Here is a 13,925-nt window from a genome sequence, read left to right as displayed (position 1 = left end):
GAAGAATTTTGGAATAAAGTAATCAACCTTTACACATGAAAGTTGGCATTGTATTATCTGGAGGAGGAATAAGAGGAATTGCACACCTGGGTGTTTTAAAGGCATTCAGCAATTTAGGCATTACGTTTAGTCACATCAGTGGTACGAGCGCAGGTGCAATAGCAGGCGCTTTTTTTGCGGCAGGTATAGACCCCGAAGAGGGTTTAAGCATCTTTTTGAAAACAAAACTTTGGCGTTTTGTCCGCCCTGCAGTTGGTTCGCTGGGGTTAATTAATATCGAAAACACTTCCGTGATTTTAAAGGAGTACTTTCCAGAAAATACGATTGAGAAATTAAAGATTCCCCTCACCATTGCGGCGGTTAATTTTAGCGAAGGCAGATTGGTTTATTTTACAAAAGGACCGTTAATTCGTGCTATTCACGCGTCGAGTTGCATACCTGGAATTTTTAAACCTATAATGATTGATGGCCAAATGTATGTTGATGGCGGAATTCTGAATAATTTCCCGGTAGAGCCTTTGATGAAAGAATGCGATTTTATAATTGGTTCATCTTGCAACCACTTAAAACCTGTTGATAAAATAACAGGAATTACCAACCTGATGGGTCGTGCCGGGATTATGTCGATCAATCATGATATGGAACGGAAAGCAAAATTTTGCGACGTAATGATTGAGCCGAAAGGCTTAGGCGCCATAAGTACCTTTGATATGAAACGGGCCGAAGATATTTACTGGCTGGCACACGAGGAAGCGCTCCTCACCATAAGAAATAACCCTACGATTTCTGAGTTGATAACCAGGTAAGGATTTTTATCAGGCTAGAGATAAAGCCATTATTTAAGCGCAACCAATCGTTCACCCTCTAAAACCGGAATTGCCGTACAGACATTTAACTGAAGGCAGAAAACTACGTCTTCTTCAATGTTTAGCTGTGCCAAACGATGACTGTGTGAAGATTTATGCAAATACTGTCGCAAATCGCTTTTTGCAATGGCATACAAATCCTCAGCAGCCACGCTGGAATCATCGAAATGTTCGAAGCTTTTACGCAGTTTGTTTACAACAGCTCCGGCAAATAAGGTATCTTCCAGATTAAACTGATCTTTCCAGCCGGCACACAAAAGCAAAACATTTTTGTTCTGCAGGGAAAGGTAATCGCAAAGCGAATCAAGATTTAAAAAAGAACCGATTACAACCTGGAATGCTCTTTTATTGGCTAAATGTAAAGCCTTGGTACCATTGGTGGTGGTTAACACAACAGTTTTTCCGTTTACCTTTTCTTTGGTATAAGAGAAAGGGGAGTTACCAAAATCATATCCGGCAACAACTTCACCATTCCTTTCTGCGGCAAGTAAGTAACCTTTATCTGTATAATTAAGGCAATCTTCTACATTAGCAACAGGTATTATCGCTTCTGCGCCATTATCTATACCATACGTTATTGATGAAGTTGCCCTTAAAATATCTATTACAACAACAATACTTTCTTCAATATCGTATAAATCAATCAGCGCCGGGGTTAAACAAACTTCTATTTTTTTTGACACGAGGAAACGGTTAACGGTTAAAACTCAAAAGCAAAAAGCGTTGGTTATACTAATAACCTAAAAGCCTGAGCATTAACATTATTATTTGTAAAAAGGAAATTTAACTACTTTAGCTTTAATTGGCGTATTGCGGATGTTGATGAAAATTTCCGTGCCTTCTTTAGAAAATTCTTTTGCAACATAGCCCATTCCTATCGCTTTCTGCAAGGATGGTGCCTGCGTACCCGATGTAACTTTGCCGATAATGCTTCCTTCCGCATCGGCAATTTCGTAATCGTGGCGGGGAATACCTCTGTCAATCATTTCAAAACCAACAAGTTTTTTTTGAATACCAGCTTCCTTTTGCGCCAATAGGTTTTCTGAGTTTGTAAATGGCTTCGAAAACTTTGTAATCCATCCCAATCCGGCTTCAATTGGCGAAGTGCTATCATCGATATCATTTCCATATAAGCAGAAACCCATTTCTAAACGTAAAGTATCGCGGGCACCCAAACCAATCGGTTTTATGTTGAAAGGTTTTCCGGCTTCAAAAATCGCATCCCAGATTTTATCAGCATGTTCATTGTCGAAGTAAATTTCAAAGCCACCGGCGCCGGTATAACCAGTCGCAGAAATTACCACATTATTAACTCCGGCAAAGGTACCTTTAACGAAGGTGTAATATTCCATCGAAGCTAAATCAACATCAGTTAAGGTTTGCAACGCATCGGCCGCTTTTGGGCCCTGAATAGCCAGTAAAGAAGTTCTGTCAGAGATGTTGTGCATCTCAACGCCTTTATCATTAAATTGTGTAATCCAGTTCCAATCTTTATCAATGTTCGATGCATTTACAACCAGCATGTAGCTTTTTTCATCGATGCGATAAACTAAGAGGTCATCCACAATGCCACCATCTTTATTTGGAAGGCAAGAATACTGAACCTTTCCATCATAAAGCTTCGAGGCATCGTTGCTGGTAACGCGTTGAATTAGATCAAGCGCATTTTCGCCCTTTAAAATAAATTCACCCATATGACTAACGTCAAAAACACCAACTCCATTGCGAACAGTTGCGTGTTCTGCATTTATACCTTCGTAAGTTACGGGCATATTGTAGCCTGCAAATGGAACCATTTTGGCGCCTAAAGCGATGTGTTTTTCTGTTAATGCGGTGTTTTTCATACAATCTAATTCTTGCGGGCAAAACTACTAAGAAAAAGGCTGAATATGTAAGAACTGCGAAATTTTGGCCAGATAATTTGGTTTATTGTATTTTAAGCCCGATTTGTAAGACTATACTTTTACCAATTCATTATAAATATTTAACATCTTCGAGGATATTAAATTAACACCGTGATCATTTTCGACGGTTTTCCTGGCATTTTCGCCAATTTCCATCCAGCGTTTCGGGTTAATTATACATTGAAGGATGGAACGGTAAAATTCATCAGCAGAATCTGCAATTAAAATATCGTAACCATGCCTGCAATTGATGCCTTCTGCGGCTGTAGTTGTTGCGATGATACATTTTTGCATGGCCATGCCCTCAATAATTTTCACCCGCATACCAGTTCCTGAAATCAAGGGAACAATCATAATCGCCTTAGAATTCATGAATTCAACAGCATCAAAAACCTCTCCTTCAACAATTAAATTATCAGAATCGTATTCAAAAAAATGTTTTTGCATGTTTTTACCGGCGATGTAAAAACGTAGGTCCTTGTTTAGCTTCTCAATATCCGGCCATATATCGTCAAGAAACCACTCCAATCCTTCCTGGTTTGGCCGCCAATCCATAGCGCCCAAATGAAATAAGGTTGGAAAGCTGGTTTTACTTTTATCAACCTTGTATTTCGATATGTCAATCGCCACCGGAAAAACGCTCATCGGAATTTCACAGCCGAACTTTATTATGCTCTGCCTGTCTGGCTCGCTGATTGCAAAAATATGATGAAAGCGATTGATTTGTTCAGTTTCATAAGCCTTTAAGCGTTGGGCCAAAAAAGCTAAATATTTTCTTCTGATAAGGAAACGTTCCGAGTAAGAGCGTCTTTCCCACATGGTAAATTCGATGTTATGGGCCCTGTAAATTAACTTCGCATTACTGTTTGCCTTAACCACATCTATATATGGCACAACAAAAAGCCCTTCAAACTGAATAATATCAAAAGTGCGCTCACGCAAAATATTTTCCAACTGCCTCGCCGCATCTTCTGTATAGTATCTGGAAACATTGTAAGATTCGTTGGTGAAAATATTGAAAAATGCAGACCACATGTTAACTTCAGTATCAATATCTTCAGTAAAGGTTTTCACTTTTTCAAACACCGGATCAGAGATTTCCTCCAAATCAAGGCGGGCATTTACAGGGTTTAAACTGAACAAAGTGATGTCTGCGCCAAGTTGCAGCAAGCCTTTCATGGTGTTGTAAACCACAATCGGGTAACCACTATTTGGCGGGAAGGGAATCCGCTTAGTAATTAACAGAATTTTCACAATGTTGTGAAAATACAAAATTTAGACTGCTTTCGAAAACAATTCGAGCTGCGGATCGGTAACATTAAAAGTTTTTCTGTGAAAGGGCGACAAGCCAATTTCTATTACCGCTTTGCGGTGTGCAATAGTTGGGTAACCTTTATTTTGCTGCCAGTTATAATGTGGATAATCGTTGTGAAGGTTTGCCATGTACTCATCGCGATGTGTTTTCGCTAATATCGAAGCCGCAGCAATATTTAAGTATTTCCCATCACCCTTAATAATGCAACTGTGTGGAATTTGAGGATAAGCTTTGAAACGATTGCCATCAATAACAAGATATTGAGGTTGGGTGTGAAGTTTCTCAATTGCCCTATGCATGGCAAGGAATGACGCATTGAGGATGTTTATTTCATCTATTTCTTCGTGATCACATGACGCAACCGCCCAGGCCAATGCTTCCCTTTCAATTACCGGCCGCAGTAAATCTCTTTGCTCATGCGATAACTGCTTGGAATCATTTAAGCCCTCTAGAAAAAAACCTTTTGGCAAAATTACCGCAGCGGCAAAAACAGGGCCGGCCAGGCAGCCTCGTCCAGCTTCATCACAGCCAGCTTCTAAAAAATCTTCCTGATAACAGTTTAACAACATCGATGCAAATTTAATTATAAACGGCTAAATTTTGGTAAACGGATGCGGATTAAGTAAATTAGTTTTAAACAATTAACCATGCCTTTTAACAGCCAACTGGCCAATCGAATTGCCGAAAAACTAATAGATCTACCAGATGTTGAAGAAAAAATCATGTTCAGCGGATTGGTTTTTATGGTTGCTGGCAAAATGTGTATCGGCGTTATGAAAGATAAGATTATGCTGAGGGTTGACCCCGAATGCCTTAATCTATTGAATGATAAAGATGGTTGGGAACAAATGAAAATGGGTACTAAGCAAATGAATGGCTATATTTTGGTTTCGGAAGACGTTGTTAACCAAAATAAAGAGTTAGATTACTGGCTAAACCTCGCTTTGGCATTTAATCCTTTCGCTAAAGCCGCTAAAAAGAAAATTAAAAAATAGAAGATGCAAATAGTAACAAGATATTTCCAAATTATTTTTGGCTTGCTGTTTCTGCTAACAGAAATCCATCGAAATTACAAACTGCGAAATAAAGCCGAAAGGAAAAGTAATGGAGCAGACAAAAACAGCCTGACTATTTTATGGGTAACCATTTGTGTAAGTATGTTTCTAGGTGGTTTTTCATCGCAGTTTACGAGTTTCGAAATTTTTAACTTACAACCATACCTCCGTTACACTGGGATGCTCGTGGCAATTACAGGGTTTATTTTGCGTTTTATTGCGATACAACAATTAGGAAAGGCATTTACAGTTGATGTGCAGATAGCAAGAAATCAAGACTTAAAACAAGATGGACTGTATTCAATTGTCCGTCATCCATCTTATACCGGTGTTTTGCTTGCATTTTTAGGACTTGCAATTACCTTTTCGAACTGGTTAAGTTTAATAATAATTTGTGTGCCGATTTTTACAGCCTTTATTTACAGAATTTCTGTTGAAGAAAATGCTTTGCAGGGCGAGTTTGGAGACGATTATTTAAAATATATGGAGCGGACGAAGCGTTTAATTCCGTTTATCTATTAGCTAAACCGTAACATTCTGCCCCTTTACATCGAAAGCATCCCTTAAACCGATAGCCAAAACATTAAATGCATAAACAGTTAACATAATTGCCAATCCGGGCAAAACAGCCAGGTATGCAGCATCCATAATGATGTACCCGAAATGTTCCTTTATCATGCTACCCCAGCTTGGCATAGGTGGTTGCGCTCCGAAACCTAAAAAACTTAAGCCTGTTTCCAGCAAAATTGCTGAAGCAAAATTCGCTGACGCTACAACCAAAATTGGTCCGGCGATATTTGGTAAAATATGTTTAATTATCGTTCTCGAGGTGCTGTATCCCAAAGCTCTCGCGGCTTCGACAAATTCTACCTCTTTTAAGGCCATAACCTGTCCACGCACCAACCGGGCTACATCTACCCAAGTGGATAATCCGACAGCAATGAATATTTGCCAGAAACCTTTTCCTAAAGCAAATGAAATGGCAATAACAAGTAATAAAGAGGGCAGCGACCAAACCACGTTCATAAACCAGCTAATCGCAGCATCAACCCTACCGCCGAAATAGCCCGCAATAGCCCCCAAACTTACGCCGATAAATAATGAAATTAGTACCGCAATTAAACCTACCGAAAGCGATACTCTAATGCCTAAAATAAGTCTGCTTAATAAATCACGGCCGTAGATATCCGTTCCGAGAAGGAAAGTTTTTTGATAGATATTGTTCTTTTTAAAAAGGGCTTCGCGTGTTTGCGTATTAGATGATATTGTGCAAGGCCTGCACAACTCTTTTAAGTCGTACCTGGTTTCTGTTGCCTTTTCTTCGCCAATAAATTCCGTTGCAAAAACACTATTTCCCACAATTCTGTATGATGTTATCGGGATACTTTTGAAATTGGGTTTCTGTCCGTTAAGCATCCGTTCGAAGATGCCTGCGCTCCCGATATGATCATAGCGTTCAATAATCATAAAAGTAAATTTGGCGCCGGGTTTCTCTTTCGCAATCTGTACCTTTTGATTGTTGGCATTTGGAGAATCGTCTGGCATAATCAGGTAGCCTAAAACCCCCATCAACATCAACAAAAGAATAAAAATAAGACCACTTAGTGCAAGCTTGTTGCGCCTAAATTTCAACCATACTTTTTTCGACGGACTATTATCCATTACCTAACCATTCTCCCTTTCCAATTGTATTTTCCGCTGTTGCCGGCAATGCCGATGTATATGATGTAAAGAATATGCAAAACATTTAAAACAGGGATTAAAACTAAAAGGCTTCGTCTCTTTGCAAAGCCCGTAACGTTCCATAAAAATAAGCTTTCTAAAATCATTTTAACTAACAACTGATAAAATGTAATCGCCAAATAGCCTTCAAAAAATAATCCTGTTACAAAATTTGCCAGAATACTTATGTTAAAAACCCACACAAAAACGCCGAGAACAATAATTGCTTTGTTTTTGTAACGCGTGCTTTTTGATGCCCAGCGTTTACGTTGCTGGATGAAAGAACTTAAGTTTTCTTTTGCGTGCGTGTAAACGATTGCATCTCTGTTTTTCAAAAACCCTATTTTATCGGGGTATTTTGCGGCGATTTTATGCAGCAGTAATTCATCATCTCCGGAAGCGAGATCGTCTATCCCCTGGAAACCGCCAACTTCATAAAAAATATTTTTTTCATACGCAAGGTTAGCACCGTTACAGGTAGACGGCGATTTATTTCCAATCGTTGAAGCGCCCAAACCAATCAGGTATAAAAATTCTAACGACTGCAATCGTTCAAATAATGTTCGCTCCTGAAAGTAGGCCACGGGTGATGAGATCATTTTGAAATCCTTCTCTTCGTATAAGGCAACAACAGTAGTAAGCCAGTTTTCACCCATCCGGCAATCTGCGTCGGTGGTAATTATCAGATCGCCTGTACAGGTTCCGATAGCAGTTTGTATGGCCTTTTTTTTATAAGAATTTAGCGCTCTGTCTTCATTTAACTTTATAAGCCTAACGTTAGTTTCCTGGTAACTTAAAACTATCTCCGCAGTTCTATCGGTCGAATGGTCATCAATGATGATGATTTCCGTTAAGGCCCGTGGGTATTTTTGAGCGATTAAATCATCGATGGTTTTGGCAATGTTCAGTTCCTCATCCCGGGCAGCAACAATAATGGAGACTTTTGTTTTCGGAGCTTTATTGTTAGAGATAAAATAAGGCAGTTTAGACCAGCCTTTAATAAAAGTGAATACTAAAAAACCGTAAACGATGGTCAACGCGGCAGATAAAAGGCTAGTTAGTTTTAGAATTTCCAAAAAAGTTGAGTTTAAAAACGAAATATGTGCCTAATATAGCAGGAATAATAATATTTATAAGCCAAATACTTGCTGTGCATGCGATAACAGCAACATCGTGCTGGGTTATGTAGCTGAAAAAGTATGAGGAAGTAACGCTTCTTATACCAACATCGAACAAATCAAGCGAAGGCAATGTCGACTGTACGAAGAACAAAATGCTAATCATCATAATGATATCCGCATAATGCAAGCCAGGTATTAACCAAATGAAAAGTATAAAATATTGTGAACTGAAAACAACGTAACGGGCAAGGCAAAACAATAAAATTCTGAATAATTCGGCCTTTCTGTACCGGCCCAAAATGCTGTAGAACTTCTTGTATTTACGGGTAAATTTGAATGATAGTAAGATGCCATTGAGCCATTGGATGTTAAAATAGAAAACGATAAAAAACAGGCAAAAAACGACAACGAGAATCTGGATGGCAAAAAAAAGACGATAATCTAATTCGATGAAGCGATAAATAAATGCACTCAAAGCAATGGCACCAAAAATATTGGTTAAAACCAGCTGGCCAATGTTACCAACGGCCATAGCAACTACGCCTACAATTCTTCTTTTAGGCGATAGAAAAAAAACCCGTCCGCCATATTCACCAAGACGGTTTGGCGTAAAAATTGCCAGCGTTAAACCACAAAAAACAGACTCCACCGCACGATAAAAGCTTATCCTTTCTATATGACTCATCAAATGCTTCCACTTTGCAGCTTCCAGAAACCAGTTTACAAACATGAGCAAAAAGACGAAACCAATAACGCTTACAATTTCTGCTGTTGGCAAACCAGTTAAAAGTGATTCGAAATTTTGTAGATTTTTATTGGCAACAATTTTATGGTAAACAAACCAAAAAGCGAATACAACAATTACTGCTTTGATTATTAACGAAAATATTTTTTTGTTACCAGCCGTCAAGTTTTATCTTTTTTAGTTTGCAAATATGCTTAATATTGCTGTAATGTTGAACGAAAAAAAGGAACGGATAATTATGGGTATAGACCCCGGTACTGCGGTGATGGGCTATGGCGTAATTTTAGAGAAGGGAAATAAAACAGAACTCATCAGTTTAGGAGTTGTAAAAATGACACATCTTGATGATCCTTTTTTAAAGCTTCAGCGCATTTTCCAGAAAACAGTTGTGCTCATAGACCAATATAAACCAGATGTTTTAGCCATTGAGGCACCTTTTTACGGAAAGAACATTCAGGTGCTTTTGAAATTGGGCCGGGCCCAGGGTATTGCAATTGCCGCTGCGCTTTCGCGAAGCATTTCTGTTACAGAATATTCGCCGCGTAAGATTAAACAATCTATTACGGGCAACGGAAATGCCACTAAGGAACAAGTAGCTGCCATGTTACAGCGATTATTAAACTTTAAGGAAACGCCTGAGTTTTTAGATGCAACCGATGGGTTAGCGGTAGCTGTTTGCCACTCTTTCCAGAAAATAACATCCGGTGGAAAATCAAAAACCTATTCGGGCTGGGAATCTTTTGTGAGCGATAACAAAACTAAAGTAAAGGGATTGGCTGTAAAGGCTAAGAAATAATTGCCGCCGGCGAACTACCAGCGGCAATTAAGTGCAAATCTTTAATTCGGCTTTGAGACTACTGATGATGATCCACTAATTTTCTTGTGGCCAGTTCCATCGCCAATTTATTCTTCCTTAAAAAATACCTTATGGTAAAGAATGCTGTGGCGCCCACAAGAATGACCATCCAGAGGTTGGCAAGGGCGAGAATTATTTCCACAAAAATTGTCCAGCCATTTACAATGCTCAGCCAAAACCTGTTGGCAAAAGCGGGACGGTAATCTTTTAACCTGTCGTTCGCGACTACCATCGATTTTATTGTGTTGTCCTGGTAAAAACTAAGTGTAATCGTACTGTATTTCACCCTCGAATCAATACTCATATTATCAAGCTTTCGGTCTACATAATCATCTTTCAAAGTTAATGACGTCTGGATATTTGAAGCCTTTTTTCTTGAAATATCACCAATTTGTGCAGAGGCTGCAACCCTATTTTGCGCCTTCATTTTGTTGGCAAGGTAAGCAAGACTTTGGTCGTCCATTTTCATTGATTGATTATCTACAAACACCGCCATCTTTGCGATGGTGTTGGTAAAATCATCGAGGTTTTCTGAAGGCACTTTTGCCACCAGATATCCGTCTGTACGGTACGATGTAATTTCCTTAAGGGAATCAGCAGATTGCTTAATTTTGTCTGTTTCAAGAACAGAACTCTGGATAGAAAATTCGGTAACGCTTCCCCCCTGCGCTTTTATCGTTGTACTAAGCTGCTCTTTCGTGTTTTGAACATCTTTTACGCGGAAGCGCATATCGGCTGTTTTTACAATCTTTGTTGTTGCAGCGGTGTCTGCAGCAGGCGATAGTGCAATCTCCTGAGCTTCGGCAGCATTGTCACTTTCGTTATTTGTTTTAGCATTCTGGCAGCCAAACAGGCCTGCAATTATGGCGATAGCAATAATATTCCTTTTCATGATTTTGTGGTTCTAAAAAATTCATCATTTTAAAATATTGCTTCAAATGGCCATTAGAAGTTAGACGGTTACGGTTTGTTTACCACGTCTTATTTTCCCTTTATACAGAAAACAGCTTTAGGTAACCCAACAATGTTCTGCGTTTGTATTTAGATTTGTTTTAACGTTGGTTTCCATAAAAACGATCGCACGGAAAACAAAAAAGCCAATTATGTTGCTCACATAATTGGCTCTTATATTCCGAAAGAAAATATTTTATGCGTCTAAAATCTTGAATACGCCTTTAATGCTTATGATTGCTCCGATGAAAAGGATAATCCATGATACAAGAGATAGTATCCAGGAATCGAACGCGAAACGTGCGTAAGTACCAACCATACAAACCAGTACCCCAAAAATCATCATTTTATAAATTCCTGGCTGGTTAGCCGTTTTCATACTTTCTGTATTGTGCTTTAATTCGCTGTTCTCCATAATGTTATTTTTATGATGCAGCAAAAGTAATACTTATTGCTGAATTATTATAAATGTTTAGTAACTTTTTAATCGTTCTAAACGCTGTTTAGCTTTATCTTTATCACTTAAATTCTCTCCTTGGTATAAAGGCTTTTCCCAATCTCCATACATTGGGTTTGGTAACACAATATATTTTGTACCAAATAAGGTTTGATTTGAATTTACTTGTTCAATAGTATTCTTATTTTCACGATAAAAAAAATTCGAAAAATCGCTTAGGTTATCGCCGCAAAGCAAAAGAATATTGTGTGTTTCTGCAATTTTTTGTCTGCGTGGTTCTTTATTGGAACTACCTTTAGAAACCAACAAATGCGTATCATCTGCGTATGGAAACCCGAATTTTTGTAGATTTTTTAACGTTGCCGAATAGTCTTTTTCATCACGATTGCTTAGGTAAAAGGTTTCAATATTTTTTGATGCTGCGAATTTTAAGAAAGCCAAAGCACCAGGAACGGTATCTGCTTGCGATAAACTAGTCCATTCGGTCCAGTCTGCAGGATTATAACTCAAACCTTTCTTAATTTCATGTCCCTGAAATGGCGAATTATCTAAAACGGTTTCATCTATATCAACGATAACACAATTAGGTTTTCGACTTGTATCTGCCCATAGTGATTCTTTTAATGATAAGCGAGCAAAATTATAAGCCTGAAAACATAAAGCCTTGTATTCCCCAGATGTTTGCTGCCAAAGCACGGCATTGGTGTAATCTCTGGCAGGAGATTGGGCATTAACAAAAAAAGGAACCAGTGTTAAAATGAGAAAGATGTATTTTTTCATAATTAAAATTCTGATACAAAGATATTAAACTGCCTATGAATGTAAGGTGGATTCTAATTGAATAATTTTCAGACTGTTTTTCTTAAAACGACATACAACCATGCATCTATTAGCTTCTTAGTTATAGAATTTTATTACTTTTAACCACACACAAATAAAATAATGAATATGAAAAACAAAAGTTTAATCGGGCTCGCCATAGCCCTGATTTTCCTTGCTGCCTGCAAAAAGGAAAGTCAAATCATTGAGCCGCCTACCGTTGAAAAAACTGATCCATTGGAGCTGTTAAGAGATTCAATTTCGTACATCATTGATGGAAAGCAAATGGTACAAAAAAAATCAAAAAATAGGAGTAACTCATTAAGAAATGCTGTAGCTAATGTCAAACTTGATTCGTTAGTGAAGCAGAAAGAGTATACCTCGGGAGATAAAGATTCTGTGATGTTTGGAGTCGGCTTCCTTTTTGAAGATGAGGATAGAAATGGAATTGAGGTATCGTTAATAAAAAAATATAACAAAAATCAAGCTCAGCAACAAACCAACCAAACCATATTATTTGTACCTAAAAACAAATTAGATTTATTTTCTATGGGCGAACGTAAATTCGCCATGGATTTTACTAGAAATAATTCACAAGACGGCGTTGTTTTCGAATTATTTGGGGATAATTATGGTCTGCAAACATATGGCTACGCTAGTCTTGCATATCATGCGCTGTTAAAGCCTGAATTACAAAGCCAATCTAAATTTGAAGTCACAAACTTGCAGAAACTTAAATCAGGAAAATATTTGTTAGAAGCAAAATTCAATGCATCAGTCTATTGGGGCGATGGCACAAACATTAAAAAAATTGAGAATGGATATTTACGGTTGATAATTAATCCAGAGAATACTTATTTTTAAAATAAAGAAACCCATTTTTTAATTGAAATGGGTTTCTTTATTTTAAAAACTGGAAACTTCGCCATTCAAAAAACTTCCTCTATCGGCTCTCGATAAAATAAATGTTTCTGCATCTGGATACGCCTTTGTAAACGTTATTGGAATTTTATCTTTTGCTTTTTCATTCCACTTAAACTCAACAGCCAAAAGTTTATCAGCTCTTTTTTCAATATAATCTATTTCTTGTTGTTGCGTGGTTCGCCAAAAAAACAATTCTGCTTCTATTTGATTTTGTTGCAGGTACTTTTTACGCTCGCTGATCATATAATTTTCCCACAATGCGCCAACATCATTGCGATTGCTTAAAGGATTGAAATTCCTGGTTATTGCATTTATAATACCAGTATCGTAAAAATATACTTTTTTATTCTTCTTAATCTCGTTACGAACATTACCCGAAAATGCTGGTAAAACAAAAATCACGAAAGCCTTTTCTAATAAATCTATATACTTTTCAACGGTTTTTTGATCGGCTTTTACCAGTTGCGCCAATTCTGAAAAGTTTACTTCACTCCCAACTTGTAATGCTAAAGCTTTTACAATTTTTTCAAAGAGCAAAGGTTTCTTTACTTCTTCAAGTGCAAATAGATCTTTGTATAGATAACTATCGGTTAATAGTTTTAAATGTTCCTCTGCATGGTTTGGCTGATTAATTACTTCGGGATAAGAACCATAAATTAGACGTTGCGTTAAACAACGTTCTTCGGTAACAAAATCTGTTGCTTGTACCAACTCGATATAAGAAAAAGGCAAAAGCATCATTTCATATTTTCTACCTGTTAATGGTTCGTTAATCTTTCCTGACAATTCGAATGCTGATGAGCCTGTTGCAATAACTTGCACATTTCTAAATCTATCGACAATGATTTTGATAAATAACCCTACATCCTTAATACGCTGTGCTTCATCAAGAAAAAAAATTTCATAATCGCCAAGAATTTGTGCAATTTGTGTGGCATTCGGTTTAGCTAAATTTTCCCTTACATCTGCATCATCACCATTTAAGTATAAAGTCTTTTTATCAACCTTTGCTAGCAATTGTTCTACAAATGTGGTTTTACCAGATTGCCTAGGACCAAAAACAATAAATGCTTTACCTTTAAATAGTCTTGCCAATGCATAATCAATTTGTTTTCTTACTATCATAACAAGTAATTATAAAACAAATGTATAATAATTATGGATTACAATCCAATAATATAATAATAATT

At 37.6% G+C, this 13,925-nt stretch carries 16 protein-coding genes; 5 read left to right on the top strand and 11 right to left on the bottom strand.

Annotated features, from left to right (window positions below; translation table 11 throughout):
- Positions 1–35: 35 nt before the first annotated feature.
- On the top strand, positions 36–806 hold the full coding sequence (locus tag AC0IWT_RS19195) for a patatin-like phospholipase family protein (protein ID WP_056871946.1): 771 nt from the start codon (positions 36–38) through the stop codon (positions 804–806).
- A 29-nt stretch (positions 807–835) separates the two neighbouring features.
- Here the strand turns inward: AC0IWT_RS19195 and AC0IWT_RS19190 are convergent, their stop codons facing one another.
- The 4 genes from AC0IWT_RS19190 to AC0IWT_RS19175 all read right to left on the bottom strand — a co-directional run bounded on the left by AC0IWT_RS19190 (position 836) and on the right by AC0IWT_RS19175 (position 4,654).
- Positions 836–1,549: a 2-phosphosulfolactate phosphatase gene (locus AC0IWT_RS19190; RefSeq protein WP_471798389.1), complete on the bottom strand. Its 714-nt coding sequence runs from the start codon at positions 1,547–1,549 to the stop codon at positions 836–838.
- 81 nt (positions 1,550–1,630) lie between these two features.
- On the bottom strand, positions 1,631–2,710 hold the full coding sequence (gcvT, locus tag AC0IWT_RS19185) for a glycine cleavage system aminomethyltransferase GcvT (RefSeq protein WP_471798388.1): 1,080 nt from the start codon (positions 2,708–2,710) through the stop codon (positions 1,631–1,633).
- A 111-nt stretch (positions 2,711–2,821) separates the two neighbouring features.
- Positions 2,822–4,024 carry a glycosyltransferase gene (locus AC0IWT_RS19180; RefSeq protein ID WP_471798387.1) on the bottom strand — a complete coding sequence of 401 codons (1,203 nt, stop codon included), beginning with the start codon at positions 4,022–4,024 and terminating at the stop codon, positions 2,822–2,824.
- Positions 4,025–4,045: 21 nt separating this feature from the next.
- Positions 4,046–4,654 carry a ribonuclease HII gene (locus AC0IWT_RS19175; RefSeq protein WP_056871950.1) on the bottom strand — a complete coding sequence of 203 codons (609 nt, stop codon included), beginning with the start codon at positions 4,652–4,654 and terminating at the stop codon, positions 4,046–4,048.
- 78 nt (positions 4,655–4,732) lie between these two features.
- Between AC0IWT_RS19175 and AC0IWT_RS19170 the strand changes: the two genes are divergently transcribed.
- Complete coding sequence (locus AC0IWT_RS19170; RefSeq protein WP_056871951.1) at positions 4,733–5,080, top strand: TfoX/Sxy family protein; 348 nt, start codon at positions 4,733–4,735, stop codon at positions 5,078–5,080.
- Between the two features lie 3 nt (positions 5,081–5,083).
- Positions 5,084–5,662 (top strand): methyltransferase family protein, encoded by a 579-nt coding sequence (locus AC0IWT_RS19165; protein WP_056871952.1) that lies wholly within the window; start codon positions 5,084–5,086, stop codon positions 5,660–5,662.
- Here the strand turns inward: AC0IWT_RS19165 and AC0IWT_RS19160 are convergent, their stop codons facing one another.
- From AC0IWT_RS19160 to AC0IWT_RS19150, 3 genes are read right to left on the bottom strand one after another with little or no spacing between them, the layout of a single operon-like run.
- Positions 5,663–6,802 carry an ABC transporter permease gene (locus AC0IWT_RS19160; RefSeq protein WP_471798386.1) on the bottom strand — a complete coding sequence of 380 codons (1,140 nt, stop codon included), beginning with the start codon at positions 6,800–6,802 and terminating at the stop codon, positions 5,663–5,665.
- Entirely contained in the window at positions 6,802–7,938 is a 1,137-nt protein-coding gene (locus AC0IWT_RS19155; RefSeq protein ID WP_471798385.1) for a glycosyltransferase family 2 protein, read from the bottom strand. The genes AC0IWT_RS19160 and AC0IWT_RS19155 overlap by 1 nt, the downstream gene beginning before the upstream one ends.
- Entirely contained in the window at positions 7,916–8,893 is a 978-nt protein-coding gene (locus AC0IWT_RS19150; RefSeq protein WP_471798384.1) for a hypothetical protein, read from the bottom strand. The genes AC0IWT_RS19155 and AC0IWT_RS19150 overlap by 23 nt, the downstream gene beginning before the upstream one ends.
- 43 nt (positions 8,894–8,936) lie before the next feature.
- Between AC0IWT_RS19150 and ruvC the strand changes: the two genes are divergently transcribed.
- Entirely contained in the window at positions 8,937–9,524 is a 588-nt protein-coding gene (gene ruvC, locus AC0IWT_RS19145; protein WP_471798383.1) for a crossover junction endodeoxyribonuclease RuvC, read from the top strand.
- Between the two features lie 58 nt (positions 9,525–9,582).
- Here ruvC and AC0IWT_RS19140 read toward each other — a convergent pair whose 3' ends face one another.
- From AC0IWT_RS19140 to AC0IWT_RS19130, 3 genes are all read right to left on the bottom strand, one after another.
- Positions 9,583–10,476 (bottom strand): DUF4349 domain-containing protein, encoded by an 894-nt coding sequence (locus AC0IWT_RS19140; protein ID WP_471798382.1) that lies wholly within the window; start codon positions 10,474–10,476, stop codon positions 9,583–9,585.
- A 255-nt stretch (positions 10,477–10,731) separates the two neighbouring features.
- Positions 10,732–10,950 carry a hypothetical protein gene (locus tag AC0IWT_RS19135; protein ID WP_056871955.1) on the bottom strand — a complete coding sequence of 73 codons (219 nt, stop codon included), beginning with the start codon at positions 10,948–10,950 and terminating at the stop codon, positions 10,732–10,734.
- A 57-nt stretch (positions 10,951–11,007) separates the two neighbouring features.
- Complete coding sequence (locus AC0IWT_RS19130) at positions 11,008–11,772, bottom strand: 5'-nucleotidase, lipoprotein e(P4) family (RefSeq protein ID WP_471798381.1); 765 nt, start codon at positions 11,770–11,772, stop codon at positions 11,008–11,010.
- Positions 11,773–11,940: 168 nt separating this feature from the next.
- Between AC0IWT_RS19130 and AC0IWT_RS19125 the strand changes: the two genes are divergently transcribed.
- The gene (locus AC0IWT_RS19125) at positions 11,941–12,675 is read left to right on the top strand and encodes a hypothetical protein (RefSeq protein WP_056871957.1); all 735 of its coding nucleotides are present in this window, start codon (positions 11,941–11,943) and stop codon (positions 12,673–12,675) included.
- A 42-nt stretch (positions 12,676–12,717) separates the two neighbouring features.
- On the opposite strand, the gene AC0IWT_RS19120 is transcribed toward AC0IWT_RS19125, so the two are convergent.
- Positions 12,718–13,860: an ATP-binding protein gene (locus AC0IWT_RS19120; RefSeq protein ID WP_471798380.1), complete on the bottom strand. Its 1,143-nt coding sequence runs from the start codon at positions 13,858–13,860 to the stop codon at positions 12,718–12,720.
- Positions 13,861–13,925 lie beyond the last annotated feature (65 nt).

The organism is Pedobacter sp. AC464, assembly GCF_979253075.1.
The sequence above is the reverse complement of the archived record's forward strand: the minus strand, read 5'-3'. Positions and strand labels throughout refer to the sequence as shown.

Coding starts and splice junctions, on each gene's coding strand:
- AC0IWT_RS19195 (WP_056871946.1), top strand. CDS start 36: ATGAAAGTTGGCATTGTATTATCTGGAGGAGGAATAAGAGGAATTGCA.
- gcvT (WP_471798388.1), bottom strand. CDS start 2,710: ATGAAAAACACCGCATTAACAGAAAAACACATCGCTTTAGGCGCCAAA.
- AC0IWT_RS19175 (WP_056871950.1), bottom strand. CDS start 4,654: ATGTTGTTAAACTGTTATCAGGAAGATTTTTTAGAAGCTGGCTGTGAT.
- AC0IWT_RS19170 (WP_056871951.1), top strand. CDS start 4,733: ATGCCTTTTAACAGCCAACTGGCCAATCGAATTGCCGAAAAACTAATA.
- AC0IWT_RS19165 (WP_056871952.1), top strand. CDS start 5,084: ATGCAAATAGTAACAAGATATTTCCAAATTATTTTTGGCTTGCTGTTT.
- AC0IWT_RS19160 (WP_471798386.1), bottom strand. CDS start 6,802: ATGGATAATAGTCCGTCGAAAAAAGTATGGTTGAAATTTAGGCGCAAC.
- ruvC (WP_471798383.1), top strand. CDS start 8,937: ATGTTGAACGAAAAAAAGGAACGGATAATTATGGGTATAGACCCCGGT.
- AC0IWT_RS19140 (WP_471798382.1), bottom strand. CDS start 10,476: ATGAAAAGGAATATTATTGCTATCGCCATAATTGCAGGCCTGTTTGGC.
- AC0IWT_RS19135 (WP_056871955.1), bottom strand. CDS start 10,950: ATGGAGAACAGCGAATTAAAGCACAATACAGAAAGTATGAAAACGGCT.
- AC0IWT_RS19130 (WP_471798381.1), bottom strand. CDS start 11,772: ATGAAAAAATACATCTTTCTCATTTTAACACTGGTTCCTTTTTTTGTT.
- AC0IWT_RS19125 (WP_056871957.1), top strand. CDS start 11,941: ATGAAAAACAAAAGTTTAATCGGGCTCGCCATAGCCCTGATTTTCCTT.
- AC0IWT_RS19120 (WP_471798380.1), bottom strand. CDS start 13,860: ATGATAGTAAGAAAACAAATTGATTATGCATTGGCAAGACTATTTAAA.